The organism is Pseudorhizobium banfieldiae (assembly GCF_000967425.1).
Classification (GTDB): domain Bacteria; phylum Pseudomonadota; class Alphaproteobacteria; order Rhizobiales; family Rhizobiaceae; genus Neorhizobium; species Neorhizobium banfieldiae.
Map to the genome: position 1 here is coordinate 52035 of NZ_FO082820.1, position 25836 is coordinate 77870.

The 25836-nt window shown below is 62.8% G+C and carries 24 protein-coding genes and 2 tRNA genes; 11 read left to right on the plus strand and 15 right to left on the minus strand.

What is annotated here, in order from left to right; genetic code table 11:
* Window positions 1-33 precede the first annotated feature (33 nt).
* The 3 genes from yidC to rpmH are packed head-to-tail and all read right to left on the minus strand — an operon-like array spanning window position 34 to window position 2381.
* Window positions 34-1827: a membrane protein insertase YidC gene (gene yidC / locus NT26_RS00260; protein ID WP_172974116.1), complete on the minus strand. Its 1794-nt coding sequence runs from the start codon at window positions 1825-1827 to the stop codon at window positions 34-36.
* A complete protein-coding gene (rnpA, locus tag NT26_RS00265; RefSeq protein ID WP_052636687.1) occupies window positions 1824-2216 on the minus strand; it encodes a ribonuclease P protein component in 393 nt (130 codons plus the stop codon). Before rnpA ends, yidC begins: the two co-directional genes overlap by 4 nt.
* Before the next feature lie 27 nt (window positions 2217-2243).
* Entirely contained in the window at window positions 2244-2381 is a 138-nt protein-coding gene (rpmH, locus tag NT26_RS00270; RefSeq protein ID WP_052636689.1) for a 50S ribosomal protein L34, read from the minus strand.
* Between the two features lie 458 nt (window positions 2382-2839).
* Here rpmH and NT26_RS00275 point away from each other — a divergent pair, with 458 nt between their 5' ends.
* The 4 genes from NT26_RS00275 to NT26_RS00290 all read left to right on the plus strand — a co-directional run bounded on the left by NT26_RS00275 (window position 2840) and on the right by NT26_RS00290 (window position 7671).
* Complete coding sequence (locus tag NT26_RS00275) at window positions 2840-4918, plus strand: HAMP domain-containing methyl-accepting chemotaxis protein (protein ID WP_052636691.1); 2079 nt, start codon at window positions 2840-2842, stop codon at window positions 4916-4918.
* A 153-nt stretch (window positions 4919-5071) separates the two neighbouring features.
* Window positions 5072-6568: a sensor histidine kinase gene (locus NT26_RS00280; protein WP_152336534.1), complete on the plus strand. Its 1497-nt coding sequence runs from the start codon at window positions 5072-5074 to the stop codon at window positions 6566-6568.
* Between the two features lie 132 nt (window positions 6569-6700).
* Window positions 6701-6777 (plus strand) — tRNA-Arg (locus NT26_RS00285).
* Between the two features lie 180 nt (window positions 6778-6957).
* Window positions 6958-7671 carry an SDR family oxidoreductase gene (locus tag NT26_RS00290; RefSeq protein ID WP_052636693.1) on the plus strand — a complete coding sequence of 238 codons (714 nt, stop codon included), beginning with the start codon at window positions 6958-6960 and terminating at the stop codon, window positions 7669-7671.
* A gap of 54 nt (window positions 7672-7725) precedes the next feature.
* On the opposite strand, the gene NT26_RS00295 is transcribed toward NT26_RS00290, so the two are convergent.
* Complete coding sequence (locus tag NT26_RS00295; protein WP_052636695.1) at window positions 7726-8652, minus strand: tetratricopeptide repeat protein; 927 nt, start codon at window positions 8650-8652, stop codon at window positions 7726-7728.
* A gap of 218 nt (window positions 8653-8870) precedes the next feature.
* On the opposite strand from NT26_RS00295, the gene pyrC reads away from it, so the two are divergent.
* The 3 genes from pyrC to NT26_RS00310 all read left to right on the plus strand — a co-directional run bounded on the left by pyrC (window position 8871) and on the right by NT26_RS00310 (window position 11700).
* Entirely contained in the window at window positions 8871-9911 is a 1041-nt protein-coding gene (pyrC, locus tag NT26_RS00300; protein WP_052636696.1) for a dihydroorotase, read from the plus strand.
* 87 nt (window positions 9912-9998) lie between these two features.
* Window positions 9999-10694, plus strand: a complete 696-nt coding sequence (locus tag NT26_RS00305) for an orotate phosphoribosyltransferase (protein ID WP_052636698.1) — start codon at window positions 9999-10001, stop codon at window positions 10692-10694.
* A 55-nt stretch (window positions 10695-10749) separates the two neighbouring features.
* A complete protein-coding gene (locus NT26_RS00310) occupies window positions 10750-11700 on the plus strand; it encodes a carbohydrate kinase family protein (protein ID WP_052636700.1) in 951 nt (316 codons plus the stop codon).
* A 95-nt stretch (window positions 11701-11795) separates the two neighbouring features.
* Here NT26_RS00310 and pgi read toward each other — a convergent pair whose 3' ends face one another.
* Window positions 11796-13421: a glucose-6-phosphate isomerase gene (gene pgi, locus NT26_RS00315; protein ID WP_052636702.1), complete on the minus strand. Its 1626-nt coding sequence runs from the start codon at window positions 13419-13421 to the stop codon at window positions 11796-11798.
* A 102-nt stretch (window positions 13422-13523) separates the two neighbouring features.
* Window positions 13524-15221 (minus strand): long-chain fatty acid--CoA ligase, encoded by a 1698-nt coding sequence (locus NT26_RS00320; RefSeq protein WP_052636704.1) that lies wholly within the window; start codon window positions 15219-15221, stop codon window positions 13524-13526.
* Between the two features lie 226 nt (window positions 15222-15447).
* Between NT26_RS00320 and NT26_RS00325 the strand changes: the two genes are divergently transcribed.
* Window positions 15448-15840 (plus strand): PRC-barrel domain-containing protein, encoded by a 393-nt coding sequence (locus NT26_RS00325; RefSeq protein WP_052636706.1) that lies wholly within the window; start codon window positions 15448-15450, stop codon window positions 15838-15840.
* Between the two features lie 116 nt (window positions 15841-15956).
* Window positions 15957-17072 (plus strand): hypothetical protein, encoded by a 1116-nt coding sequence (locus tag NT26_RS00330; RefSeq protein WP_152338545.1) that lies wholly within the window; start codon window positions 15957-15959, stop codon window positions 17070-17072.
* A gap of 15 nt (window positions 17073-17087) precedes the next feature.
* On the opposite strand, the gene nadE is transcribed toward NT26_RS00330, so the two are convergent.
* The 3 genes from nadE to NT26_RS00345 are packed head-to-tail and all read right to left on the minus strand — an operon-like array spanning window position 17088 to window position 19898.
* Window positions 17088-18083, minus strand: coding sequence for an NAD(+) synthase (gene nadE / locus NT26_RS00335; RefSeq protein ID WP_244467649.1), 996 nt, complete (start codon window positions 18081-18083; stop codon window positions 17088-17090).
* Window positions 18080-19633 (minus strand): class I adenylate-forming enzyme family protein, encoded by a 1554-nt coding sequence (locus tag NT26_RS00340; protein WP_052636710.1) that lies wholly within the window; start codon window positions 19631-19633, stop codon window positions 18080-18082. The genes nadE and NT26_RS00340 overlap by 4 nt, the downstream gene beginning before the upstream one ends.
* Before the next feature lie 7 nt (window positions 19634-19640).
* Window positions 19641-19898 (minus strand): acyl carrier protein, encoded by a 258-nt coding sequence (locus NT26_RS00345; protein ID WP_052636712.1) that lies wholly within the window; start codon window positions 19896-19898, stop codon window positions 19641-19643.
* Window positions 19899-20129: 231 nt separating this feature from the next.
* Between NT26_RS00345 and xth the strand changes: the two genes are divergently transcribed.
* Complete coding sequence (gene xth / locus NT26_RS00350) at window positions 20130-20906, plus strand: exodeoxyribonuclease III (RefSeq protein WP_052636714.1); 777 nt, start codon at window positions 20130-20132, stop codon at window positions 20904-20906.
* Window positions 20907-20945: 39 nt separating this feature from the next.
* Here the strand turns inward: xth and NT26_RS00355 are convergent, their stop codons facing one another.
* From NT26_RS00355 to NT26_RS00375, 6 genes are all read right to left on the minus strand, one after another.
* Window positions 20946-21872: a dihydrodipicolinate synthase family protein gene (locus NT26_RS00355; protein WP_052636716.1), complete on the minus strand. Its 927-nt coding sequence runs from the start codon at window positions 21870-21872 to the stop codon at window positions 20946-20948.
* Window positions 21869-22570: a ribonuclease activity regulator RraA gene (locus tag NT26_RS00360; protein WP_052636718.1), complete on the minus strand. Its 702-nt coding sequence runs from the start codon at window positions 22568-22570 to the stop codon at window positions 21869-21871. The genes NT26_RS00355 and NT26_RS00360 overlap by 4 nt, the downstream gene beginning before the upstream one ends.
* Before the next feature lie 106 nt (window positions 22571-22676).
* On the minus strand, window positions 22677-22856 hold the full coding sequence (locus NT26_RS00365; RefSeq protein WP_052636720.1) for a hypothetical protein: 180 nt from the start codon (window positions 22854-22856) through the stop codon (window positions 22677-22679).
* 124 nt (window positions 22857-22980) lie between these two features.
* A complete protein-coding gene (locus NT26_RS22600; protein WP_077547489.1) occupies window positions 22981-23175 on the minus strand; it encodes a hypothetical protein in 195 nt (64 codons plus the stop codon).
* A 49-nt stretch (window positions 23176-23224) separates the two neighbouring features.
* Window positions 23225-23300, minus strand: a tRNA-Thr gene (locus tag NT26_RS00370).
* 112 nt (window positions 23301-23412) lie between these two features.
* Window positions 23413-24372, minus strand: coding sequence for an NAD(P)H-dependent flavin oxidoreductase (locus NT26_RS00375; protein ID WP_052636721.1), 960 nt, complete (start codon window positions 24370-24372; stop codon window positions 23413-23415).
* Between the two features lie 232 nt (window positions 24373-24604).
* Between NT26_RS00375 and NT26_RS23090 the strand changes: the two genes are divergently transcribed.
* Window positions 24605-25834, plus strand: a complete 1230-nt coding sequence (locus tag NT26_RS23090; RefSeq protein ID WP_052636723.1) for a hypothetical protein — start codon at window positions 24605-24607, stop codon at window positions 25832-25834.
* Window positions 25835-25836 lie beyond the last annotated feature (2 nt).

Consider the following 25836-nt stretch of genomic DNA (forward strand, 5'->3'; position numbering starts at 1 on the left):
GAAAAGCCCCGGTGTGGCCGGGGCTTTTCGAGGTTACTTGTTGGTCGCCGGCTTTCGCCGGAATACGTTCTTGATGTTGTCGAAGAGTTCGATCTTGGCCCCGTGGCGTTTCATGATCAGCGCCTGCTGGGTGATGGACAGCGTGTTGTTCCACGCCCAGTAGATCACCAGACCGGCCGGGAAGGTTGCCAGCATGAAGGTGAAGATCAGCGGCATCCAGTTGAAGATCATCGCCTGGGTCGGATCCGGCGGGGTCGGATTCATGCGCATCTGCAGCCACATGGTGATGCCCATGATAAGCGGCCATACGCCGATCATCAGGAAGGATGGGACATCGAAGGGCAACAGGCCGAACAGGTTGAACAGCGACGTCGGATCGGGAGCCGAGAGGTCCTGGATCCAGCCGAAGAACGGCGCATGCCGCATCTCGATCGTGACGTAGATCACCTTGTAGAGCGCGAAGAAGACCGGGATCTGCAGGAGGATTGGCCAGCAACCGGCGATCGGGTTGATCTTCTCCTCCTTGTAGAGCTGCATCATCGCCTGCTGCATGGCCATGCGGTCGTCGCCATGCTTGGCCTTCAGCTCTTCCATCTTCGGCTGCACGCGCTTCATGTTGGCCATGGAAGCATACTGCTTGCTGGCCAGCGGGAAGAAGATCGCCTTGACGACGATCGTCGTCATCAGGATCGCCACGCCGAAGTTTCCGAAATAGCGGAAGAAGAAGTCCATCAGGTGGAACATCGGCTTGGTGATGAAGTAGAACCAGCCCCAGTCGATCAAGAGCTCGAAGCGCGGGATCGAATACTGCTCCTCATATTGGTCGACCAGAGGCACTTCCTTGGCGCCCGCGAAGACGAGGTTCTTCAACTCTGCTGACTGGCCAGGCTCCACCGTCACCGCATCGCTGCGGAAATCCGCCTGGAAGCGTGGCTGCCCGTCGGTGAAATGGGTGAAGCGCGACTCGAAGGGCAGCGACTGTGGCGGAACGAGCGTGGCCGCCCAGTACTTGTCGGTGATGCCGAGCCAGCCGCCGGTCGTCTTCGCGTTGGTGATCGCCTCCTCTTCGACGTCGCCGTAGCTTTCCTCGATGAGGCCGTTCTCGCCGAGCACGCCGATGAAGCCTTCATGGATGACGTAGACGGAAGGGGTCGCCGGCTTGTTGTAGCGGGTGACGCGGCCGTATGGGGCAACTGCCACCGCCTCGCCGGTCGGATTCTGGATCTGGTCGGTGACGGTGATCAGGTAGTGCTCATCGATCGAGATGGTCCGGTTGAAGACCACGCCCCTGTCGTTGGTGAAGCTCAGCACGACCGGGCTGTCGACCGAGAGCGTCTCGCCGCTGGCAAGCGTCCATTGCGTGCCGGGGCCGGGCACCGGACCTGACGTCTCGCTCTGGACGTAGCCGAGTTCGGTGAAATAGCCGCCACTGGTGTTGGCCGGTGAGAAGAGCGTGATGATCGGGCTCTCGTCGTCGACGGTCTCGTGGTATTCGCGCAGCTTCAGGTCGTCGAAGCGGGCGCCGACGAGGTTGATCGAGCCGGAAAGCGCGGGCGTGTCGATGGCGACGCGAGGACTTGCCGCCACCGCCTGCTCGCGGTTCTGCGTCGCCTCGGCCTGATTGGCGCCGGGAAGGGGGCCGGTGGCAGTCACCCCGGGACTTTCCGGCGTCACCGGCTGCGCGCTTTCACCCTGCAGGGCCCGCTGCGCCTCCAGGGCGCGCTGTTGCGCTTCCATCCTCGGGTTCATGTAGAGGAATTGCCAGGCAAGGACGATCACTACCGAAAGAGCGATCGCGATGAAGTAATTTCGGTTTTTTTCCATCATGCTTTCCTGGAACGGGTCTCCTCGGACCGCCTCGGTCTCGACCGGCCTTCTATGCGTTCGGCGAGTTGTGCAGCCAGTTCTGCGAACGGTACCGTCAGGACCTCCCGTCGCGCGACAATGACATAGTCGTGTCCGGCTTTCATTGCAAACCCGGCGCTCTGCCGCACGGCCTCCTTGAGGCGTCGGCGCATGCGGTTTCGCTCGACGGCGTTGCCGTGCTTTTTGGTCACCGTGAAGCCGGCCCGGGGTGGCGTATCCGGCTCGTGCCGGTCAAGGACCTCCAGAAGGAAGGTGCGGCCCCGGCGGCTCTCGCCCTTGCGCACGGCAAGAAACTGCGGCCGGCTTTTCAGCCGCCCGACAGTCGATTTCGTTTTCTTCTCGGTCGTCATTGCCCGGTTGTCGGGCACGTCCGGCCCTTAGGCCGAGAGACGCTTGCGACCACGTGCGCGACGAGCTGCAAGAACCTTGCGGCCACCATTGGTCGCCATGCGGGCACGAAAGCCATGGCGGCGCTTGCGGACAAGCTTGGATGGTTGATAGGTACGCTTCGACATTTATTTAAATACCGCGGTGTGCGGCCCTTCTTGATTGCCTTGCGGCAACAGCGTTTCGTAAAAACGTCCGCCAATAGCTCACGCTCGCGCGAGCCGGGGAGGCTGAACGTGCGCGGCTTATAAGAGAACTGGGCGACAGGAGTCAATCGCCGAGCGGCCAAAGAGGAGATGCGATGGGATGAAAGTTGGTCGACCAATTGTCTGGTCGCCCAGTCCTCGAAATGTCGCTTCCCCTAAAGTGAGGGATGAAAATTCGCAGTCATCCGCAAAATGTAAGGTTTTGAAGGAAAGATCTCCGTCTGCACAGTCACTTGGATGAATTCCGGGCCCGGAAAATCGGCCTGACCAGTTCATAGCCTCAAGCATTTCTTAATCGCTGCCTGTCATTTCTGGCCCTCAATCGTCGGGGGACTCCACAAGAGGCCTGATTGGTAGCTTTAGCTGGAAAAGGGAATGCGATGAGAATCCGAGGTAAGATCAACCTGCTCGTGGGCCTCATGAGCGCTGTAACGCTGATAATTGGCGGCATATCGATTTTTGCGCAGACGGAATCCCGTTCTCTCATGCAGAGCTACGAGGCGGCGGCACATCGGGCCCATATGGGCGAGAGCCTGAACAGGCTGGTGACGGCGGTCGTCATGGATGCCCGCGGCATCTATGCATCCGATACGAAGGAACAAGCCGCCAAGTTCGGAGATGGCCTTCTGACGAGCCTGCAGAAGATGGACGAACTGCTGGCGGACTGGAAGACCGAGGTGCCGGATCATCAGCGGGCTTCTTTCGAGAACCTTCTTGCGAGAGCTGCTGAGTTCAAGGCGTTCCGTTCGGAGACGGTCCGGCTCGGCACCGAAATCGGTCCGGAAGCAGGCAATGAGCAGGGTAACAACGAGGCGAACCGTGCTAACCGCAAGGCTTTCCAGGCAGAGATCGATGCCGTCGTACAAGCCGATCTCGCCGAGCTTGAGGCCGTGAATGCGCAGGTCACGCAATTCGGGCGAATGATCGTTCTTACTCTGTCCGGGATCACTCTCTTTGGTGTCGTCGCCGGTGCGGGGTTTGGCCTCTATATCGGCCGCCGCCAGCTGAGCGGTCCGATCCTGGATCTTACTGCCGCGATGAAGAGCGTCGCCGATGGCCAATTCGAAACAGATATTCCCGGCCGCGGCCGCGTCGACGAGATCGGCGAGATGGCAGATGCCGTGGAGATATTCAAGCAGAACGGCATCCAGGTCGCTCGCATGAACGAGCAGGAAAGCGGTAGCCGCGCCCGCAGCGACGAACTTCGCTCGCGGATGGAAGCGGTCGTCGGTGCCGCAGCCGAGGGCGACTTCAGCAAACGGATCGACAAGCGCTTCGGCGAGGAGAGCCTCGACAACTTTGCTCGCAACGTCGACAGCCTGATGGACACGGTCGAGGCCGGCGTCTCCGAGACCGGACGTGTAGTCAAGTCTCTCGCCCAGGGCGATCTTACCCAGACCATGTCGGGCAGTTTCCGCGGTGCCTTCGCGGAACTCCAGGTGAACGTCAACGCGGCTGTCGCCAGCCTGCGTGAAGCCATGCAGAACGTGCGGGTCAGCTCCGGCACGATCAACAGCAGTTCCAACGAACTGAGCAGCGCAACGAACGACCTCTCGAAGCGGACCGAACAGCAGGCCGCCGCTCTTGAGGAAACCTCGGCAGCACTTGATGAGATCACGGCTGTGGTCCGCACCTCGACCGAGCGCGCTCAGGAGGCGACGGTCATGGTGGGCGAGGCGAAGGAAAGCGCCGTCCAGTCCGGCGCCGTCGTCCGCAGCGCGGTGGAAGCCATGGGCCGCATCGAGCAGGCGTCGCACGAGATCGCCCAGATCACCAACGTGATCGACGAGATCGCCTTCCAGACGAACCTGCTGGCGCTCAACGCCGGTGTGGAAGCTGCGCGCGCCGGGGAGGCCGGCAAGGGCTTTGCCGTCGTCGCCCAGGAGGTACGCGAGCTCGCACAACGTTCTGCCGCGGCCGCCAAGGACATCAAGGGCCTCATCACGAAGTCGGGCGAGGAGGTTGCCGGTGGCGTCCGTCTGGTCCAGAAGACGGGCGAGGCCTTGTCCGAGATCGAGGCGCGCGTCCTGCGGATCAACGACCATATCCATTCGATCGCCGTTGCCGCGAAGGAGCAGGCGACGGGTCTGCAGGAGGTAAATACGGCCATCAACCAGATGGATCAGGTGACGCAGCAGAACGCCGCCATGGTCGAGGAGACTTCGGCAGCAACGCAGAAGCTGTCCTCTGAAGCCGGCGGATTGTTCTCGATGGTCTCGCAGTTCCACCTGGGAGAGGCAGGCGCCGCCCAGGGCCACGCGGCAACGGTGTCGACGACGATCTCGAAACCGTCGGCCTCCAGGAGCCTTGCAAAGCCGGCGCGGGCCGCATCCGAGATCGATCGGCCGCGTGCTTCGCCTGCACGGGCAATGACGGGTGCGATCGCCAAGGCTCTTGGCATTGGCGGAGCCGCGACGGCGGCAGCCGCCGCACCCGATGCGGACTGGGAAGAATTCTGAACGTCAACGCATCGCTGAAACCTGCGCAGGCCGAGGATTCCCCTCGGCCTGCTTCTGTTTGTACGGGGTGCAAAACCTGCTAAAAGGACTTGGGGCGCGCGATGGTTGGATGCGGCCGCCAGAGGGGTTTGGCGGCAACGACTGGAGATCCGCATGAGCGGAGACGCCGAGACAGAGACTGACGCATCGCCGGAGCGCGAAGCCCCAGCGCGGATGCCGCCCCTTTTCCAGGGCCTTTCCGGGCGGCTGCTCTGGCTGACCGTCGCCTTCGTCATGCTTGCCGAAATTCTCATCTTCGCGCCCTCGGTGGCGGGAATGCGAATGAACTGGCTGCGGGATCGGCTCGACACGGCGGCGGCGGCCGGTGTGGTCATCGACGGTCTGCGGCCCTCCGAACTGCCCAGAAGCGTTCAGGACGACACGCTGCTCGCGACCGGCGCAAAAGTTGTGGCGCTACGAAAGGACGGCATTTCGAGCTTACTTGCGGCAGTCGATGCCCCACCCCAGATCGACGACCAGTATGACTTGGCGGATGTGTCGCTTCTCGTATCGATCCGCGACGCGATGCAAACCCTGTTCTTCGGCGGTGGGCGGGTCATGCGCGTTCTGGGACCGATCGGCGAGACGGACATGATCATCGAAGTGGTGATGACCGACGACGCCCTGCGCAAGGACATGCTCGACTATGCGCAGATGATGTTCGTTCTGTCGCTTGTGATCTCGCTGATAACCGCCGTGCTGATCTTCCTCGCCATCAACCGCATGATGATCCGGCCGATCCGTCACCTCGCGCGCAGCATGCAGATCTTCTCGGAGCGTCCCGAGGATCCGGGCCGGTTGTTCCGCCCCGATGCCGCCAGGGGCGAGCTTGCCGTGGCCGGGCGTCATCTCCTGGAAATGCAGGTCGAGCTGCAGCGAACCCTCAAGCAGCAGAAGAATCTCGCCGACCTCGGGCTGGCGGTCTCCAAGATCAACCACGACATGCGCAATATTCTTGCCTCTGCGCAGCTCATGTCAGACCGCCTCGTGGACGTCGACGACCCGATGGTGCGCAGCTTCGCGCCAAAGCTGCTGCGCACCATAGACCGGGCCGTCGGCTACACCAGCGAAGTGCTGTCCTACGGCCAGGCGAGTGAATCCGCGCCGAAACGGCGCGTGCTGCGTCTGGCGGAACTGTGCCAGGACGTTCGTGACATGCTCGCGCTTGATGCCGAGACAGGCATAGAGTTTCAGGATCAGATCCCGGTCGATCTCGAGATCGATGCCGACAGCGATCAGCTCTTCCGCGTGATCCACAACATCTGCCGGAACGCGGTACAGGCCCTGGTGATCTTCCATCCTGACGATCCGGCGACCATCCGGCGCGTAACCCTCACGGCGCAGCGCGTCGGCAGCGTCGTCAGCATCACCATAGACGATACGGGGCCGGGAATGCCGCGCAAGGCCAAGGAAAACCTCTTCGCCGCTTTCCGGGGCTCGGCCCGCTCCGGCGGTACCGGGCTGGGGCTCGCCATTGCGCGCGAACTGGTGCTTGCCCATGGCGGCACCATCGCCCTGGTGGAGAAGCCCGGGCCGGGCACGCAGTTCAGGATCGAGATCCCCGATCGCCCGGTGGCACTCGAAGACTACCGCGTCCGCGCCGGAGCTTGAAACTCCGTGACGATCGAGGGCCCCGGTACGTCGGTTGGCAAAAAACGGTTTCACATCGGAAAAGCGCTTGCAATCCATCGGAGGACGTTTTAGAGGATCGCCCACGCAAGCGACACGGTCGTTTCGCAGCACGCACCCGTAGCTCAGCTGGATAGAGCACCAGACTACGAATCTGGGGGTCAGGAGTTCGAATCTCTTCGGGTGCGCCATTTTCTCCTATTGATGTCCCGTTCTTCTGAGTGTCTTGCGTCCACCTTGTCGAGGCGCAGGCCGTGTCATTCCGTTTCTGTAGATTCCGCTCCTGAAGCCGCCATAGGCAAGCCCCAGTTGGTGGTGCTATAGCTTCAGCGAGAGCACATCCGGCGGATGTACAGCGCCAGGGAGCAACGATGCAGGACGATTCGGAAAAGCCGGTTGCGTTGATCACCGGCGGTGGACGTGGCATGGGGGCGGCAATCGCGCGGGAGCTGCATGAGCGGGGTTACCGTCTGGCACTCATGTCGCCTTCGGAAAGCTGCGAGACCCTGGCCACGGAACTCGGAGGCGTCGCCGTGCGCGGCGTTGCAGAAGAGGCTGCGGACATCCAGGCAGTCTTCGACCTCGCGATGACGAAATATGGTCGCATCGACGCAGTGGTCAATCATACCGGCCATCCACCGAAGGGCGATCTTCTCGATATCACGGACGAGCAATGGACGCTGGGATCGGACATGATGATCCTCAGCCTAGTGCGGATGGCGAGACTGGTCACTCCTGTCATGCTTCGGCAGGGTCAAGGCGCCTTCGTCAATATAACGACCTTCGCCGCCTATGAACCCTCGCTGGTTTTTCCAGTCTCCTGCACCTATCGGGCGGCAGCGGGCGCCTTCACCAAACTATATTCCGACCGTTACGCTGCCAGCGGCATTAGGATGAACTGCATTCTCCCGGGCTACATCGACAGCCTCGACCACAAGCCGGAGACTGCTGACAAGGTGCCAATGAAGCGCATCGGGCTGGTGGAGGAGATAGCCAAGACGGCTGCCTTCCTGCTGTCCGATGGCGCAGGTTATATCACCGGGCAGAATATACGGGTCGATGGTGGCCTCACACGCCACGTCTGATCTGTCAGGCCGGGTTCGCGGCGCGCGTCCACATCCAACCTGGTTCTGTGGGTATCAGATGCTCTTCGTGAGGATGGAGGGGGTCTCCATGTCGCCCTCCTTGAGGATCAGAGTGGTCACCCCTTCATCGAACTCGCTGACCTCCGGTGGCGCCAGACGGCCCGAGGCATGCAGTTCGACAACCTTGTTGGCGGCGAACATGTCACCGCGCTCCGCGGCCTGGGCGTAGAGTTCGGCGGCCTGGGCAGCATCGGGCGCGATCCCTTCGCCAGTCTCGAGCATGATGCCGAGGTTCACCATGGCATCTACATTACCGCGCGCAACGGCAAGATCGTACCAGGCAATAGCCGTTGGGTCGTCCTCGGGAACGAGGTTTCCTTCGTCGTGGATCACGGCGATGTTGAAGGCTGCCGTGTCGTCGCCGCCTGCGGCAGCAGTCTCGAACCAGGTCAGCGCCTTGGAAACGTCAGCGTCGGTGCCGATCCCGTCGCGATAGGATACGCCGAGGTTGTAGGCGGCCAGCACGCTCCCACCCTGGGCCGCTTCGCGATACATCTCAAACTCCGCGCGGTGGTCACCGAGACGGCCGAGAAGGATGCCGAAGTTCACCTTGGCTGCCGGGTAGTCTGCCTGCGCGGCAGTTTGATAGGCCGACATCGCCTGATCGATTTCGTTGGCCTTGTTCAACGCGCGGCCCAGTTGATAGGCAAAGCGCGGATTGCCGGTGGCCTCGAATGCGAGCCGGCAGGAATCGATTGCACTGGCCGCTATCTCGGAGGTCTCGACGGCGCCGAAGGCCTTGTTGCGTTGATTATCGCTGGGGCTGCCGGCAAGCCGGTCGCACTCGTTCTGAAGGTTAAGCGAGGCGGCAGCGAGGGCATTCTCCTGCGCACCGGGCGACACTGACAGCGCCAGCAGCGCGACTGCGGTTCCTGTTGCAAGTGCAAATCCCTTGTTGACTTTCGAGACCGGGGATTTCATTGTGCGCTCCGATTCATTTCTTCTTCATTTTGCTTAACGAACGCCCAAGTCCGTAAGCGGTTCCTTTAATGCGAGGATCCGCGGCGTTCCCTCAGGCATTTCCGATCACCATTTCGCGAGACAACTGGCCCGACCAGGGGTTTGCCGTTGCCCTTGGGCGTTGTTTCCGAGCACCCGTTGGTGCTATGCCGCCTCACTGATGACTGCGAGGCTCCCCTATGAAGACGCTCACCATCCGCCGCCCTGATGACTGGCATCTCCACCTGCGCGATGGCGCCGTTCTGGAAGGGGTCATTGGCGATACCACCCGCCATTTCGCCCGCGCCATCATTATGCCGAACCTCGTGCCGCCGGTCGTCACGACGGCAGACGCGGCAGCCTACCGGGAACGCATCATCGCGGCCCTGCCGGAAGGTGATCGCTTCGAGCCGCTGATGACGCTTTATCTGACGGAGGGGACCGATCCGGACGATGTCGCAGCCGGCAAGGAGAGCGGCCTCATCACCGCCGTAAAGCTCTATCCGGCCGGCGCCACCACCAATTCCAGCAGCGGCGTACGCGATATCGAGAAGGCGATGCCGGTTCTGGAGCGGATGGCGGAGATCGGCTTGCCGCTCTGCGTCCATGGTGAGGTGACGACGCCCGAGATCGACATCTTCGACCGCGAGGCCGTCTTCATCGAGACGGTCCTCGACCCGCTGCGCAAGCGCCTGCCGGAGCTGAAGGTGACGATGGAGCATGTCACCACCAAGGACGGCATCGACTACATCCGCGGCTCCTCCGGCAATCTTGCCGGCACGATCACCACCCATCACCTGATCATCAACCGCAACGCCATCCTCGTCGGCGGCATCCGCCCGCATTACTACTGCCTGCCGGTTGCAAAGCGCGAGCATCATCGGCTGGCGCTACGGGCTGCGGCGACCTCCGGTGATGCTCGCTTTTTCCTCGGCACTGACTCCGCGCCACATGTCGACCCCTTGAAGGAATGCGCCTGCGGCTGCGCCGGCATCTATACTGCGCCGAACACGATGAGCTGCCTTGCGCATGTCTTCGAGCAGGAAAACGCCCTTAACCGGCTCGAGGCCTTTGCCTCCCTCAATGGTCCGGCCTGGTACGGGCTTGCGCCGAACGCCGAGACGATCACGTTGTCCACGCAGGAGCAGCCGGTGGTCTACCCGGCCAAACGCGAGACGGAGGCGGGAGCGATCACCGTATTCGATCCGATGTTCCCGCTGCACTGGCGGGTGGATCCCTGAGCCTTTGATCCGCGGGCGGCCCATCTGGCGCGTCGGGCGGCATGCTGCTATGGCGCTTGGAACCGAGCGACAGGAAGGAGCGGCAGCATGATCCAGACCACCTTTACGGACCGCAGCGTCATGGCGGAACTGATGGCGAAGATGCTGTGGGAGATCGGTGCTGTCCACTTCAGCGCCGACAAGCCCTACAAGCTGTCCTCCGGCATGATGAGCCCCGTCTACATCGATTGCCGTAAGCTCATCTCTTATCCCCGCATCCGTTCCACCATCATGGACTTCGCAGCCGCCACGGTCATGCGCGACGCCGGCTTCGAAAAATTCGATTGCGTTGCGGGTGGCGAGACCGCAGGCATCCCCTTTGCAGCCTTTCTTGCAGAGCGTCTCGGCCTGCCGATGATCTATGTCCGCAAGGCTCCTAAGGGACACGGCCGCAACGCCCAGATAGAGGGTCACATGCCGGAAGGGGCTCGGGTGCTGGTGATAGAGGACCTGACCACGGCCGGTGGTTCCATGTTCAAGTTCATCGACGCCATCCGCGCCGCCGGCGGAACCGTCGACCACGCTATTGCCCTCTTCTTCTATGGCATCTTTCCGGAGGCCGAGGCGCGCTTCTCCAATGGTCAGGTGCGGCTTCACCACATCGCCACCTGGCGCAACGTTCTCGCGGTGGCTCAAGCGGAGCGGCTCTTTGACGACAAGACACTTTCGGAAGTCGAGGCCTTTCTCGATGCACCACTCGCCTGGTCGGGCCGCAATGGTGGCGTGAGTGAGCTTTCGCTCTAGCCAAGCGACAAAAGCTCAAGTATCGAAGGACGCAGCAGTTCTGGGAGGGACCGACATGATCCTGTGTTGCGGCGAGGCGCTGATCGATATGCTACCGCGCGAGACCACGCTCGGCGAAACGGGCTTCGCGCCCTATGCCGGCGGTGCCGTTTTCAATACGGCGGTCGCGCTTGGACGGCTCGGCCAGCCGACCGGCTTCTTCACCGGTCTCTCGGACGACATGATGGGGGACATCCTGCGTGACACCTTGCGCGCCAGCAATGTCGATTTCAGCTACTGCGCCACCCTCTCGCGCCCGACGACCATAGCCTTCGTGAAGCTCGTGCAGGGGCAGGCATCCTATGCGTTTTACGACGAGAACACGGCCGGAAGGATGATCACGGAAGATCATCTGCCGGACCTAGGCGACGAGTGCGAGGCGCTCCACTTCGGCGCGATCAGCCTGATCCCCGAACCCTGCGGGTCGACCTATGAGGCGCTCTTGAAACGCGAACATCAGCTGCGCGTGATCTCGCTCGATCCCAATATCCGTCCCGGCTTCATCAGGGACAAGGCTTCGCACATGCTGCGCATTCGGCGGATGGCCGCCATGTCCGACATCCTGAAGTTCTCCGACGAGGATCTCGCCTGGTTCGGCCTGGACGGCGATGCAGACGCACTTGCACGCCACTGGCTTCATCATGGCGCCAAGCTGGTCGTTGTCACGCGCGGAGCAGAAGGCGCGACAGGCTACACGGCAGATCATCGGGTTACGGTGCCGAGCGAGAAGGTAACTGTCGTCGACACGGTCGGTGCCGGAGATACCTTCGACGCCGGCGTCCTTGCTTCGCTGAAGCTGCAGGGGCTCCTGACCAAGGAGCAAGTGGCGAAGCTTTCCGAGGCAGAGATCCGCACCGCGCTTTCCCTGGGATCGAAGGCGGCCGCCGTAACAGTTTCGCGGGCAGGTGCCAACCCGCCATATGCTCACGAGATTGGTTTGCCGCCCTTTCGCGGCCAACCGTCCTGAGGAGCCTGGCCGGGCGCTACCATCTCGTAGACGGCGCCTGCTAGGAGACGGCGCCTGCCGCCCTACTCGGTAGAAACGGTGGACGCCCGGACGCGTCAGCTTCTGGTCTTCAGCAGCCGCGCCACGAGCCCCGCCGTCGAGCTGTCGTGGTCGTCGGCGGTTTCCTTGCCTTCGACGATCGGCAGCAGGCCGGTCGCAAGTTCCTTGCCCAGTTCGACGCCCCACTGGTCGAACGAGTTGATCCGGAACAGCACGCCCTCGACGAAGACGCGATGCTCGTAGAGGGCGATGAGGCGGCCGAGTGCAAAGGGCGTGAGTTGGTCATAGACGAAGGTGATCGAGGGACGATTACCGGGGAAGACGCGATGCGGCGCGATCGCCTCCGCCTGGCCTTCGTCCATCCCCTTTGACGTCAGCTGTGCCTTCGCCTCCTCCAGCGTCCGGCCCTTCATCAGCGCTTCCGACTGCGCCAGGCAGTTGGCGATCAGCAACTCGTGCTGGTGGCGCAGATGCGGCTCGAACCCGTTTGCCGCGATCATGAACTCAGCCGGAACGATGCTCGTGCCCTGATGGATGAGCTGGTAGAAGGCATGCTGGCCGTTGGTCCCCGGCTCGCCCCAGACCACGGGTCCGGAATCCCCCTCCACCGGCGTCCCGTCCACGGTCACACCCTTGCCGTTCGATTCCATGTCGAGCTGCTGCAGGTATGCGGGGAAACGCGCCAGACGCTGGTCATAGGGCAGGATCGCCCGCGAGGGATAGCCCAGCACATTGCGGTGGTAGAAGCCGATCAGCCCCAGCAGCATAGGCAGGTTCTCACGGACCGGCGCGTCGCGGAAATGCAGGTCCATCGCGTGCGCACCGTCCAGGAAGCGGCCGAAATTTTCCGTGCCGATCGCGATCATCAGCGGCAGGCCGATCGCCGACCAAATCGAATAGCGTCCGCCAACCCAGTCCCAGAAGCCGAAGACGCGTTCGCTCGCGATCCCGAAGGCAGCCACCTTGTCGAGGGCGGTGGAAACGGCGGCGAAGTGATGCTTCACCGCATCATCGCCGAGCTTCTCGGCAATGAACGCCCGCGCCGAAGCTGCGTTCGTCATTGTTTCAATGGTCGTGAACGTCTTGGAGGCGATGATGAAGAGCGTCGTCTCGGCATCCAGGCCCTTTAGCGTGTCGGCGATGTGGGCACCGTCGACATTGGAGACGAAATGTGCGCGGGGGCCGTCGTGGAAGGGCGAAAGCGCGAGCGTCGCCATGGCCGGGCCGAGATCCGAGCCGCCGATGCCGATATTGACCACATCGGTGATCCTGCGCCCAGTTGCACCCTTGAGGCTCCCCGATCGAATACCATTCGCGAAGCCAGCCATGGCGGCGAGCACGCCATTGACGTCCGGCATCACATCCTTGCCGTCCACCAGGACAGGCTGGTTGGATCGATTGCGAAGCGCCGTGTGCAGGACGGCGCGGCCCTCCGTGAAGTTGATGGCCTCGCCGGAAAACATCGCATCGCGCTTCTGCGCAACCCCTGCCTCTTCCGCCAGCGTCTCCAGGAGAGTGATGACCCGATCGTTGACGGCCGTCTTGGAGAAGTCCATCAGCAGGTCGTCCAACGAGACACTGTACCGCCTAAAGCGTTGCGGATCGGCAGAAAATGCCGCCCGCAGGTCGGTCGCAGCCGTGGTGGCGGCGGTGGTCTTCAGCTCGTCGATGATGGCCCGCATGGAATGTCCTCGTGATCCGGGGGAGGGATGCACGGGAACCTATAAGACTTCCATGTCAAATCAAGCGCAGCCTGAGGCGGCTGCGCTTGTGGATAATCGCCCTCAGCCGCGCAGTTCGCGACGAAGGATCTTGCCGACATTGGACTTCGGCAGCTCGTTGCGGAATTCGATCAGCCGTGGTCGCTTGTAGCCGGTCAGGTTGGCTGCGCAGTGCTCCCGCACGTCATGCTCCGTCAGCGCCGGATCCTTCTTGACGACGAAGAGCTTCACCGCCTCGCCGGAATGCGGGTCCGGCACACCGACCGCCGCGCATTCCAGCACGCCCGGATGCATGGCTGCGACTTCCTCCACCTCGTTCGGATAGACGTTGAAGCCGGAAACGAGGATCATGTCCTTCTTGCGGTCGACGATCTTCGTGTAGCCGCGCTCATCCATGTAGCCCATGTCGCCGGAGCGGAAGAAGCCGTCGTCTGTCATGACCTTGGCGGTCTCGTCCGGCCGCTGCCAATAGCCGGCCATCACCTGCGGTCCGCGGATGCAGATTTCGCCGACTTCGCCGAGCGGGAGTGGCTTGCCGTCTTCGTCGCGAATGGAAATCTCGGTCGACGGCAGCGGCAGCCCGATCATGCCCGTGAATTCCTGCGTATCGAAGCGGTTGGCGGTGGCAACGGGGGAGGTTTCCGACAGGCCATAGCCCTCGGTGATCGCAGTGCCGGTCAGCGCCTGCCAGCGTTCGGCAACCGGCCGCTGCACGGCCATGCCGCCGCCAAGGGCCAGGATCAGCGAGGAGAAGTCGATCTTTCCGAAGTCTGCATTGTTCATCATCGCGTTGAAGAGCGTGTTGAGGCCCGGGAAGACATGCACCTTGTGCTTCTGCAGTTCCTTGACGAAGGCGGGAATGTCGCGCGGATTGGCGATGAGGATATTGTGCCCGCCCATGGCGACGCCCATCAGCGAATTCACCGTCAGTGCGAAGATATGGTAGAGCGGCAGTGCGCAGACGAAGGTCAGGACCTCGGGCCTTGGCCTGTTCTCGAACGCCGCCTCCAGCCACATGCTGATCTGCATCTTGTTGGCGATCAGGTTGGCATGCGTGAGAGCCGCCCCCTTTGAGACGCCCGTCGTGCCGCCGGTATATTGCAGGAAGGCGACATCGTTGCTGTCGATATCGACCGGCTTCAATGGAAGATGCGAGCCTTCCGTAAGGACCTTCTTGAACGGAATAGCCGAGGGGATCGACCAAGCCGGAACCAGCTTCTTGACCTTCCGGACCACCAGGTTGACGATATGGCCCTTCATGCCCAGCATGTCGCCCATTGCCGTCACGACGATGTGCCGCAAGCCGACTTCGGCTGCCACCTGCTGGACGGTGTGCGCGAAGTTCTCCAGAACGAAGATCGCCTTCGCGCCCGCATCCTTCAGCTGATGCTCGAGCTCGCGGGGCGTATAGAGTGGATTGACGTTGACCACGACGAAGCCGGCCCGAAGGATCGCGTAGGTGACGACCGGGTTCTGGAGCACGTTCGGCATCATGACGGCGACGCGGTCGCCCTTCTCCAGCCCCTGCGCCTGAAGCCAGGCGCCTACTTTGCGCGTTTCCACTTCCAGCTCGCGATAGGTCATCTCCCGGCCCATGCTCGAGAAGGCCACGCGCGGCAGATATTCTACGCAGCAGCTCTCGAAGAGTTCGCCGAGCGAACGATAGGAAAGGGCGGGGATTTCGGGGGGAACCGAAGAGGGATAGGAGGCAAGCCAGAACTTCTCGGAGTTGTCACTTGCCTGCGCAGGCGCTTCGTTCATTTGGGCCTCCTCTTCCCTCTCATCTTGGCGGCGTCTCATGGCGCAAAGTCCTCCACTCTGCGGCAAGAGTCCCACTATGCCATGCTCTGTCCCACCGGGCCATAAGCTGATTGCTATATAACCTGCACGTAAACGTCAACGGTTCGCACGGTGGCCCGTCGGGGAACGAACGCGTGGACCATGAGTTTCGAAGGAAGCACTCACCGAACCATAAAGGAGGCATGTGATGTTGCATCAGGAACCGCGCGCGGGGCAGGACCCCTATGTGAAGGACACCCCGTCGCTGATCGCAAGCGACAAGGTGGAAGGTACCCGCGTCTATGGCGCCGACGGGCAGCATATCGGCTCGATCGAGCGCGTTCTTCTGGAGAAGCGTGGCGGCCGCGTGGCCTATGCAGTCCTCAGCTTTGGCGGCTTCCTCGGCATCGGCGATGACTACTATCCGTTGCCGTGGGAAAAGCTGAACTACGATGAGGAACTCGACGGCTACCGCATCGACCTGACGAAGGACCAGATCACCGGCGCACCCCGCTACAATGATCTGGAAGACGACAGCTGGTATCAGGACAAAGGCCGCACCATCTACGACTATTATGGCGTTCCGCCCTACTGGGTATGACATCTGGAATCAGCAAGACAAACGAGAGGCTCCGCATGCGGAGCCTCTTTCCGTTTGGTTAATAGCTGCATGCCAATCATGCGATCAGCCGTCTCGGAGCCGGAGCAAGCGGAAACATGTCTCACTCAGCAGGGCAGGGGAGCGTGCGCGATCTTGAGCGCGACGATATCTCCAAGGTTGCCCGCCTGTTCCAGAACACGTTTCGCAACGGCCAGGATGTTTCCGGATCGCTCGTAGAGTACATTCGGGAGGTCTTCCTCGATCACCCTTGGCATGAAGAGGATCTGCGCTCGAAGGTCTTTGTGGGCGAGAAGGGCGAGCTCAAGGGCTTCATCGGCGTCTTTCCATCGCGCCTGCAGCTCGAAGGCAGGCCGGTTCGCGCCGCGTTCGCGGGCTCCATGATGGTGCAGGAGCCCGAGCGAAATCCGCTGGCCGGTGCGCGCCTCCTGCGCGCATTCCTCGCCGGCCCCCAGGATATTTCCTTGACCGAGACGGCGAATGCCACCGCGCTTGGCATGTGGCAGAAGCTCGCATTGCCGCTCGATACATCGTATAGCCTCAACTGGCTGCGGGTCTTTCGGCCGGTTTCCGCCGCAGTCAACGCTGCTGAACGCCGTCTCCCGGCTGCGCGTCTGCTTCGGCCGCTGGGCAGAGCCGCGGATGCGGTAGTCGAGAAGACCGGCCTCTCCTCCCTTCGTGTGTCGAAAGGTGCAACCGCGCGCCGCATCAGCTTCCGGGACGCGAGCGAGAACGAGTTCGCCGAAGCGGTGCTTTTATTGAGCAAGAGCTTTCCTCTTCACCCGCTCTGGGATCGCGCCATGCTCGACTGGTTCATCGGGCATGCGCGCCAGAAACGGGCACTGGGGGCACCCGTCTGGCGCATAGCAGAATCGACGACCGGCGACATTGCCGCCTGCTATGCCTATTTCGGCGGAGCCGGCCGTATCGGCTGGCTGCTGCAGGCGCTCTGTGCGCCGGCGATCGCCGGTGATCTCGTCGATGACCTGTTTGCCCACGCGGACGCCAGCGGTTGCGCCGGGATCCGGGGCGGCGGCCATCCGTGGTTGACCCACGAACTGATCACCCGCAAGGCAGTCTTCTATGGGCGGGCCTTCGTCGTGGCCCATTCGAAGGATGAGAGCCTCCTGCAGCCCATCAAGTCGGGGCAGGCACTGATCAGCGGCCTTGCCGGAGAGAACTGGACCCGATTGATCGGCGACCGGTTCGACTGACCGGATGCCACCCCATCAAAGCATGGTCGCCGGTGCGGCGTGCAGATACTCGGCTACCTTGCGCTTGGACGCGATATTGCGCCACACCGCATCCACCTGCTCCGGCGTCAGGCCAGCCGCATCGGCGACGGCATCCGGTGAAACACCATGGTCGAGCCCAAAGAGGCAGATGTCCATCCGGTCGTAGGGAAGCGAGAAGTAATATTCGTCCTGGCCCTGGGGCAGCGACCAGGTATCGGTTGTCGGCGGTCGGCGACGGATCTCTTCCGGCACGCCCAAAGCCTCTGCAAGCTGATAGACCTGGGTCTTGTAGAGGTGCGCGATCGGCTTGAAGTCCGCCGCGCCGTCGCCGTTCTTCACGAAGAAGCCCTGGTCGTACTCCAGCCGGTTCGGCGTCCCCGCGACCGCATAGTTCAGGCGGTCGCCATGGTAGTACTCGATCTGCTTGCGAGTGCGCTGCTTCATATTGGCCGCCGCGATCATGCCGAGATAGACGTCGAGCGGCATCCGGTGCCGGCTCTGCTCCCCGGTCGGCGAAGCGACGACAAGCCAGGAAATATTGTAGCCGCGGCTCGAGAGGGCATTCTCCAGCACCACCTTGCAGCCCCAGCCTTCGCCGAATTCCGGCACGATCTGCCGTATGAAGCCGTCTCGCCGGGTATAGCAGCCCGCCGCGGCGAGGGCCGGTCCGATGTCTTCCAGTACCGTCTTGACACCGGTCGCTGCGGCCAGCGCCTGTCCCAGCCGCAGGCTTTCCGGGTCGGAATCGTGCTCGGGCATGAAGATGCCGGTCACCCTGGAAGGGCCGAGGGCCCGGGCGCAAAGGGCTGCCGTGACGCTGGAGTCAATGCCGCCGGACAGGCCCACCACGACGCCGCGCTTGCGCAGGTCCTTCAGGACGGTCTCCCTGATCCAGGCGCAGATGCGCTCGATCTCGGCCTCGGCATGGACGCGGAGGCTGGCGGCGGAAAAGGCCGCATCCTGGCGGGCGATCTTCATCGTCTGGTTCATATTGCAGTCTCCAGTTTCCCCTCGACGAGGTCGCCCTCGGCGCTCATCCTGATCTTGCCGGTTGTCGTTCGCGGAAGCATATCCCTGAACTCAACCATCTTCGGCACCATGTAATCCTCTAGCTGGCTGGCGCAGTGACGCATGACGTCGCGCTCCGATAGCGTGCAGCCGGGTTCCAGCGCCACATGGGCGCGGACGACCTGGCCGAAGACCGGATCCTCCATTCCCGTCACCGCCGCCTCCCGGATCCCGGGCAGGGCGTAAAGCACCCGCTCGACCTCCTGCGGGCTCACCTTCTCGCCGCGAGTCTTGATGATGTCGTCCTTGCGGCTGACGAAATAGAGAAAGCCGTCGGCATCAGTCCTGAAAAGGTCGCCCGTTCGCAGGCGTCGTCCGCCCTTGATTTCCGCCGGGCGTTGCCTTGGATCCGCCCCGTCGCCCCAGTAGCCGGCCATGACATGCGGCCCCTCGACCACCAGCTCGCCCACTTCCCCGGGAGTGCAGGGTTGGCCGTCGTCCCCCACGACATAGGCGCGCGTGCCTGGAATGGCCTTGCCGACGGATGTCGGGCGGCGTGCGAGTTCAGTCGGCTCGAGATAGCTCACCCGCAGGCACTCGGTCTGCCCGTACATGATGAAGATCAGGGTGTCTGGCATCATTTCCCTGAGCCGACCGGACAAGGCGGGCGGCAGCGCCGCTGCGGCGCTCGTGACGTAGCGAAGGGAGGCGAATTGGCTGTCAGGAAGCTCCTTCATGCCGGCGATCAGCGCGGCCATGGCCGGAACCAGGGGCAAGCCTGTCGCCTTCTCCTCGGCAAGCCGGTCGAGGATCGTTCGGGGAAAGGCAAAGCTCTTCTCCAGCACCAGCCTTCCAGCAACGGAGGCCATGGTCACCATCTGCGTGATGCCATAGCCGAAGGAGAGCGGCAGAACGCTCAGGACGATGTCGTTCTCGGTATTGCCGAGATAGCCTGCGATCGACTGGCAGGCGGCATCGACATTCGCATGCGTCAGCATCACGCCCTTCGGGCGTCCGGTGGAGCCGGAGGTATGAATGAGGAGGGCGAGCTCCGACTCGTCCGCGCGCGGCTCGGGCCGATCCGTTGGCCCGCCGAATGTCATAGCCGCGAACGACAGCGCATCCCCGACGGCATCATTCGCGGCTTCCGTGTTGATGACGATGGGCTGGCAGCCGCTTGCTCCGATCGCCGCCTGGACGGACAGGATCTGCCGTGCCTGGGTTACGACTGCTGCGGGCCGGATGCTTGAAAATATGGCTGCGAGCTTCTCCGATTTCATCGACGGATAAAGCGGACAGGCTACGGCACCAGCCTTCCAGGCTGCAAAGAAGCTCAGCGGAGCCTCAATCCCGTTTTCCAGCAGCAGCGCCACCCGGTCACCCGGCTGGACCCCGGCCTTGAGGAGCGCGGCGGCGAGGTGATCGGATCGAGTATCGAGCTCGGCATAGTTCAGGCGGCACCCACCCGCGACAAGAGCGACCTTGTCGGGATAGCGGCGGGCGCTTTCGCGGAGCCTTGCCTCGAGCCGCATCGGGGTTTCAGGCGGCAACCGGCAGCTTGCGCGCCAGGTAATTGGTCATGGCATCGACGCTGTCGAGGTTTTGCGGGATAATTTCTTCATCCTCGATGCTGATGCCGTAGCTGGTCTCTAGGAAGGCGATCAATTCGAGCACACCAGTTGAATCCATCACGCCGCTTTCCAGCAGAGACTGGTCGTCGGCGATCTCCGCATCCGCGCGAAAAAGGAAGTTTTCGGCAATGAACTCGCGCACCGCGGGTCGGAATCTCTGGCTCATGACTGGTCGCTCCGAGGTATATCTCTATCTGCCATGCCGTCGCGTAAGGATTTGCGGCATGTCTCAACGAGAATTCACCATGACACCGTCACCTGAATCTTTCGCTAAATTGCATCGTAAAGACTTCGCAAAACATGCAGAGGTTGTAATGTTCGGCAATGGTTGCGCGACGCGGCTGAATGGGCCGACGCCCACAGCTCTATACTTCTCGACCATGAAATCCGCGCCGGCATGAAGATCGCGACCTTCAACGTCAACGGTGTCAACGGCCGGATCGACACCCTTCTCCGCTGGCTCGACGAGGCGCGTCCTGACGTGGTCTGCCTTCAGGAGTTGAAGGCGCCGCAGGAGAAGTTTCTCCGCCATGCACTAGACAAGGCAGGCTATGGGGCGGTCTGGCACGGGCAGCAGCGCTGGAATGGGGTGGCCATCCTGGCACGCGATGTTGAGCCGATCGAGACACGCCGCGGCCTGGGCGGTGATCCAGAGGACAGTCACAGTCGCTATATCGAGGCGGCCGTCAACGGCGTGCTGATTGGCTGCCTGTATGCGCCGAACGGAAATCCGGCACCAGGCCCCAAGTTCGACTACAAGCTCGGCTGGTACGAGCGCTTCCTTGCTCACACGCAAGACCTCTTGGAGACGGGCGCTCCGGTGGTGCTCGCAGGCGACTACAATATCATGCCGACGGACATCGACGTCTATGCGCCGGAGCGCTGGCAGGACGATGCGCTGTTCCGGCCCGAGGTGCGCGAGGTCTTCCGCAACCTCATGTCGCAGGGCTGGACGGACGCCCTGCGTCATCTTCATCCCGATGAACGGATCTACACGTTCTGGGACTATTTCCGGAACGCCTGGGGTCGCAATGCCGGCCTCCGCCTGGACCACCTGCTGCTCAGCCCGTCCGTTGCGGCCCGTCTGGACGAGGCCGACGTCGACCGCCACGTGCGCGGCTGGGACCATGCCAGCGACCACGCGCCGACATGGGTTACACTTCTCGACGATTGAGGAGCCGGCACGGACGAGCATGCCCCCGCCGGCAACGGGTCAGAGGGCAGCCCGCTTGTCGCGGCGGCCGAGCCGCTGCAACAGATAGTCCACCTCGGCCCGCGCCGTCTCCGAAAGGGCAAGCCCCGGCTTGCGCTGCGCATCCGACGTGATGACGCCACGCCGTTTCAGCACGTGCTTTCGCACGGCAAGCCCGATGCCGAGCTGCTGCTCGTAGCGGATCAGCGGCAGGTGTGCATCGAAAAGGTCGTGCGCCTCGTCTCGCTTGCCGTCGGCGAACAACCCGATCAGCTCGTTCAGCATGTCCGGAAAGCCGTATCCTGTCATTGCGCCATCGGCGCCACGTTCCGGTTCGAAATCGAGGAACATGCCGCCATTGCCGCAGAGGATCGAGAATGGCCGTAGTTCCCCCGCCTTCTGCAGGGCGCGGAGCTTGGAGATCTTTTCCAGCCCCGGCCAATCCTCATGCTTCAGCATCAGGCAGGAGGAATGGTTCGAGATGACCTTCGCCACCACGCTCGCCGACATGACCACGTTCAGCGTCAGCGGATAGTCCTGCAAAACCCACGGCACGTCTTCGCCGACCGCCTCCACCGCCTGCCCGAAGTAGCTGATGATCTGCTCGTCGGTCCGGAGTGCCGGCGTCGGCGCGATCATCACGCCGGCGGCTCCCATGTCCATGGCATCGCGGGCAAGCGATCGCATTGCCGCAAATCCGGGAGCCGAAACGCCGACGATCACCGGCACTCGCGAGCGGCCGACCACCTGCCGGATGATCGCCCGGCTCTCGGACGGCTCGAGCTTCGGGGCTTCCCCCATGATGCCGAGGATGGTGATACCGGTGCAACCGCTGTCCTGGTAGAAATCCGTCAGCCGATCGACCGACGGCGTATCGAGGGAGCCGTCCGGCAGGAACGGCGTGGTGGCGATGGCGTAGACGCCCTTCGATTGGGTGGAAAAGCTCATTGGGCGTCCTTCCATGCCTGGTAGCGCGCCTTGGTCTCGGCATTCATCGGATAGAGGCCGGGAAGCGGCACGCCGCGGTCGACCTCTGTCATGATCCAGGCCTCCATGCGCTCCTGCTCCGGCGCCTCGGCCAGTACCGCATCGAGCAGTTTCGCCGGGATCAGCACCGCCCCGTCTTCATCCACCACGATGATGTCGTCCGGGTAAACCGCAACGCCGCCGCAGGCGATCGGCTCCTGCCAGCCGACAAACGTAAGGCCTGCAACGGAGGGTGGCGCAGCGACGCCGTTGCACCAGACATCCAGGCCGGTGCCCAGCACGCCTTCCGCATCCCTTACCACGCCATCCGTCACCAACCCGGCAACGCCCTTCTTGACCATGCGCGAGCAGAGGATGTCGCCGAAGATGCCTGCATCGAGCACACCCATTGCGTCGGCGACGGCCACGCAGCCTTCCGGCATCGCCTCGATTGCGGCGCGTGTGGAGATCGGTGACGCCCAGCTTTCCGGCGTGGCGAGGTCTTCCCGCGCCGGCACGAAACGGAGCGTGAAGGCGGGGCCGACGACGCGTCCCTGCCCAGCCTTCAGGGGCTTGGTGCCGCGCATCCAGACATTGCGCAGGCCCTTCTTCAGCAGCACGGTGGTCAGCGTAGCGGTGGAGACACCCTTCAGCGTCTCGACGATCTTCGGATCAAGCATGTAATTTCCTCGGCACTTGGGTGGCGGAACGGTCCGTCACGGCCGCGGATATTCTGTTGTCCGACAAGATGCGTCAAGCAAGGCAAACTTGCTTTCGGTTCGCCCTTTAGTCCTTGCCCGACGTCCGGTCGGTATCGCCGTTCTGGAAGATCCGTCGGTCGTCATCGGCCTCGCCGACGTCGAACTCTTCCACGGGCGAGATCGGTGAATTCCCCGAGACCTTTGCCTGCTCGTCGGTCTTCTGCTGGGCTTCCTGCTTGGTCTCTTGCTTGTCAGTATGGTTCATCGTCTGCCTCCTGGTTCTCAATGAGAACGAGCGAAAGCAGGGTTTGTTCGCATAAGGACGAAAGCGTATCGTTCAGCGACCGCGGTCTGGCACCGATTAAACCTAATCCGTGGAAACCCCGTCGCTACCGAAACCACCGCTCCGCCGCCGCGAGAAGCTCCTCCTCGGACCTCACCCCGTCCTGGAACAGCCGCACCAGCAGCATTGCCAGTTCGTCGGGATGGGTGTCGTGCTCGGGTATCACCTGTGCGAACACTCGTTCGAGCAAGGCAAGGTCTTCGGGACGAAGAAGAACATCGGAGGGAATACGGCCACGCATGATGACACGCTACGGCCCGAAAAGGCTTTAGGCAAGAGTGTGTGGTAAATGGTGCCGCTTACGTGACTCGAACACGTGACCCCATCATTACGAATGATGTGCTCTACCGACTGAGCTAAAGCGGCATGACAGCCGGCGGGCCGGCTGCGATGTGATGCGGCTGATACAGGCAAAGAACGCCGATTTCAAGCCGGGAATTTTCCGCAATGGAATTTTACCGGATGGGCGCTGTCGGTCTCAACCGCACAACCCCTCCCGTGCGGCGCGATATTCCCGTTCCAGCCTGTCGACCAATTCCGCCACCGGAACGACAGCCTTGACGGACCCGACCCCCTGGCCCGCGCCCCAAATGTCCTTCCAGGCCCTCGCGCCGGTGGTCGCCTTGTCAAAATCCATCTTGGAGGGATCGGCGACGGGCAGATTCTCCGGATCCATGCCTGAAGCAAGGATCGAGCCCTTCAGGTAGTTGCCGTGGATCCCGGTGAAATAGTTCGAGTAGACGATGTCGGCAGCCTGGGACTGGGCGATCATCTGCTTGTAGGCATCTGACGCGCGCGCCTCCTCGGTCGCGATGAAGGGCGTGCCGATATAGGCCATGTCGGCACCCATGGCCTGAGCGGCCAGAATCCCGCCGCCCGTGCCGATGGCCCCGGCAAGCAGCAGCGGGCCATCGAACCATTCACGGATCTCCTGCACCAGTGCGAAGGGTGACAGCGTGCCGGCATGGCCGCCCGCGCCGGCAGCCACCGCGATCAGCCCGTCGGCCCCCTTGCGGATCGCCGAGTTGGCGTGCCGGTTGTTGATCACGTCGTGCAGCACGATGCCCCCATAAGCATGAACGGCGGCATTGACCTCGGGGACGGCGCCGAGCGAGGAGACGACGATCGGCACCTTGTACTTCACGCACATCATCAGGTCGTGCTCCAGCCGCTTGTTGGAGGTGTGCACGATCTGGTTGACGGCGAAGGGGGCGGCCGGTTTGTCGGGATTGGCGGCGTCATGCGCGGCAAGCTCTTCCGTGATCATTGCCAGCCATTCGTCGAGCTGGCTCTCCGGCCGCGCATTGAGTGCCGGAAAAGCGCCCACCACCCCGGCCTTGCATTGGGCCAGCGTCAGCGCCGGATGCGAGATGATGAAGAGCGGAGAGGCGACAACCGGCAGGCGCAGTTTGTCCTTCAGGATGGGCGGCAGCATCATATCCTCCTCGGCTTACGTTTACGCAAACGTAAGCTTCCCTAGCAGAGGCGGACGCGTTCGAAAAGGGTCATGGGAGTGCAGTTGAGAGAGCCGGCCGCAGATTCGACAGAATGCCGGTGCTTGCAGTTCGCGAGCGGAAAGATTACCGAAACGTAAAGGCAGGCGCCGGGCGCGAGGCGATGACAGGGCTGGATTGGCATTGAGCGGTTTGGAAACAGCGATCAGAAACGCGTTGGAAAAGTCCGAGCGCACCAATCCCGATGTCCGGGCCCGCATCTATCAGTCCGCGCGGCAGGCCTTGGATGCCGGCCTGAAGAAGCAGGGCGTTTCCGATGAGCAGGTGGTTTTGGCGCAGCACCAGCGGCTCGAACAGAAGATACGGGAGATCGAGTTCGAGGAGCGGAAGGCCGTCGCAGCTGCCGCGTCGACCCCGGCTGCTGCGACACCACCCGCTGCGCCTCGGGTAGCACCGGCGGAGGCGCCTGCCGCGACCTCACCTGCAGTGTCTCCAGCTGCCCACCCGATTGCCCCACCGGTCTCTTCGGGTGTTTCGCGGGACGCGTCGCGTTCCACTGCGTCCCGGCCGCAGGATGACGCGCCCCTTCTGGGTGGGGCGACGCGCGATGCCGCTCGGGACATCTCAAGCGCGCCAGGTGTGGCCAGTGCTTCTGGCCGCGATTCCCTACGCGCCGCTCGGGATATTCCTTTCGAGGCCGCCCAGGAGCCGCAGGCGGCCCCGCTTCCCGTAGGCGAAGCGCGCGAACCGAAACGTCCACGCGACGAGACCCTGCTCGAAACCCGACCCGAACGCACGGCAAAGCCGCGCCGGCGCCGCGGTTTCCTGTCCGTGCTCCTTGCATGGCTCGTCTTCTTTATCCTGGTTGGTCTTGCGGCCTGGTGGGCCTATTCGTCCGGCCTTGTCCAGCAGTCGCTGCAGCAGGCTCTTGATGCTGCCGAACGGACGGCGGGCGACCCGTCTTCCGACCTCGGAGACCGAGGGCCCCAGAATGGTTTCTCCGAAGACTGGACGGAGATTTTCTCCGGCGATACGAACACGCTTGAAGGTGGTGCAGCCGCTCGGCTGGAGCCGGTAGCCATCCAGGGCACGACTGCGGCGCGCGTGATGTCCGGCGCGCCTACCTCCGAAGGCGATGTTTCCATTCCCGTGCCTGCGGAAATCCTGCAGGAGCTGGCGGGCAAGTCTTCCACGATCGCCTTGACCGTGCAGTCGGCAGCGGAAACGTCGGTTCAATTCTCGGTCCGTTGCGACTTCGGAAGCCTCGGCGCCTGTCCCCGCCATCGCTTCACGGCGCGGCAGGAGCGGGCGGACGTGCTGCTGCGCGTGACCTTCGAACGCTCGATCGCTCCGAACGCCCCCGGTAGGCTGGTGGTCAATACCGGACTCGAGGGCGCGGAGGCGGCGATCCTTCTGCATTCGGTTCGGGTGCTTCCGGGGCAGTAGCC

Excerpts from the sequence above, each read along its gene's own strand:
- NT26_RS00365 (WP_052636720.1), bottom strand. The coding sequence starts at position 22,856 with ATGAACCATACTGACAAGCAAGAGACCAAGCAGGAAGCCCAGCAGAAG.
- NT26_RS00290 (WP_052636693.1), top strand. The coding sequence starts at position 6,958 with ATGCAGGACGATTCGGAAAAGCCGGTTGCGTTGATCACCGGCGGTGGA.
- NT26_RS00355 (WP_052636716.1), bottom strand. The coding sequence starts at position 21,872 with ATGAGCTTTTCCACCCAATCGAAGGGCGTCTACGCCATCGCCACCACG.
- NT26_RS00305 (WP_052636698.1), top strand. The coding sequence starts at position 9,999 with ATGATCCAGACCACCTTTACGGACCGCAGCGTCATGGCGGAACTGATG.
- nadE (WP_244467649.1), bottom strand. The coding sequence starts at position 18,083 with ATGAACCAGACGATGAAGATCGCCCGCCAGGATGCGGCCTTTTCCGCC.
- NT26_RS00375 (WP_052636721.1), bottom strand. The coding sequence starts at position 24,372 with ATGATGCTGCCGCCCATCCTGAAGGACAAACTGCGCCTGCCGGTTGTC.
- NT26_RS00280 (WP_152336534.1), top strand. The coding sequence starts at position 5,072 with ATGAGCGGAGACGCCGAGACAGAGACTGACGCATCGCCGGAGCGCGAA.
- NT26_RS00330 (WP_152338545.1), top strand. The coding sequence starts at position 15,957 with ATGTCTCACTCAGCAGGGCAGGGGAGCGTGCGCGATCTTGAGCGCGAC.
- NT26_RS00320 (WP_052636704.1), bottom strand. The coding sequence starts at position 15,221 with ATGAACGAAGCGCCTGCGCAGGCAAGTGACAACTCCGAGAAGTTCTGG.
- rpmH (WP_052636689.1), bottom strand. The coding sequence starts at position 2,381 with ATGTCGAAGCGTACCTATCAACCATCCAAGCTTGTCCGCAAGCGCCGC.
- pyrC (WP_052636696.1), top strand. The coding sequence starts at position 8,871 with ATGAAGACGCTCACCATCCGCCGCCCTGATGACTGGCATCTCCACCTG.
- NT26_RS00275 (WP_052636691.1), top strand. The coding sequence starts at position 2,840 with ATGAGAATCCGAGGTAAGATCAACCTGCTCGTGGGCCTCATGAGCGCT.
- pgi (WP_052636702.1), bottom strand. The coding sequence starts at position 13,421 with ATGCGGGCCATCATCGACGAGCTGAAGACCACCGCCGCCACCACGGCT.
- yidC (WP_172974116.1), bottom strand. The coding sequence starts at position 1,827 with ATGATGGAAAAAAACCGAAATTACTTCATCGCGATCGCTCTTTCGGTA.
- NT26_RS00360 (WP_052636718.1), bottom strand. The coding sequence starts at position 22,570 with ATGCTTGATCCGAAGATCGTCGAGACGCTGAAGGGTGTCTCCACCGCT.
- NT26_RS00295 (WP_052636695.1), bottom strand. The coding sequence starts at position 8,652 with ATGAAATCCCCGGTCTCGAAAGTCAACAAGGGATTTGCACTTGCAACA.
- NT26_RS00340 (WP_052636710.1), bottom strand. The coding sequence starts at position 19,633 with ATGCGGCTCGAGGCAAGGCTCCGCGAAAGCGCCCGCCGCTATCCCGAC.
- NT26_RS22600 (WP_077547489.1), bottom strand. The coding sequence starts at position 23,175 with ATGCGTGGCCGTATTCCCTCCGATGTTCTTCTTCGTCCCGAAGACCTT.
- NT26_RS00310 (WP_052636700.1), top strand. The coding sequence starts at position 10,750 with ATGATCCTGTGTTGCGGCGAGGCGCTGATCGATATGCTACCGCGCGAG.
- NT26_RS00345 (WP_052636712.1), bottom strand. The coding sequence starts at position 19,898 with ATGAGCCAGAGATTCCGACCCGCGGTGCGCGAGTTCATTGCCGAAAAC.
- rnpA (WP_052636687.1), bottom strand. The coding sequence starts at position 2,216 with ATGACGACCGAGAAGAAAACGAAATCGACTGTCGGGCGGCTGAAAAGC.
- NT26_RS00325 (WP_052636706.1), top strand. The coding sequence starts at position 15,448 with ATGTTGCATCAGGAACCGCGCGCGGGGCAGGACCCCTATGTGAAGGAC.
- xth (WP_052636714.1), top strand. The coding sequence starts at position 20,130 with ATGAAGATCGCGACCTTCAACGTCAACGGTGTCAACGGCCGGATCGAC.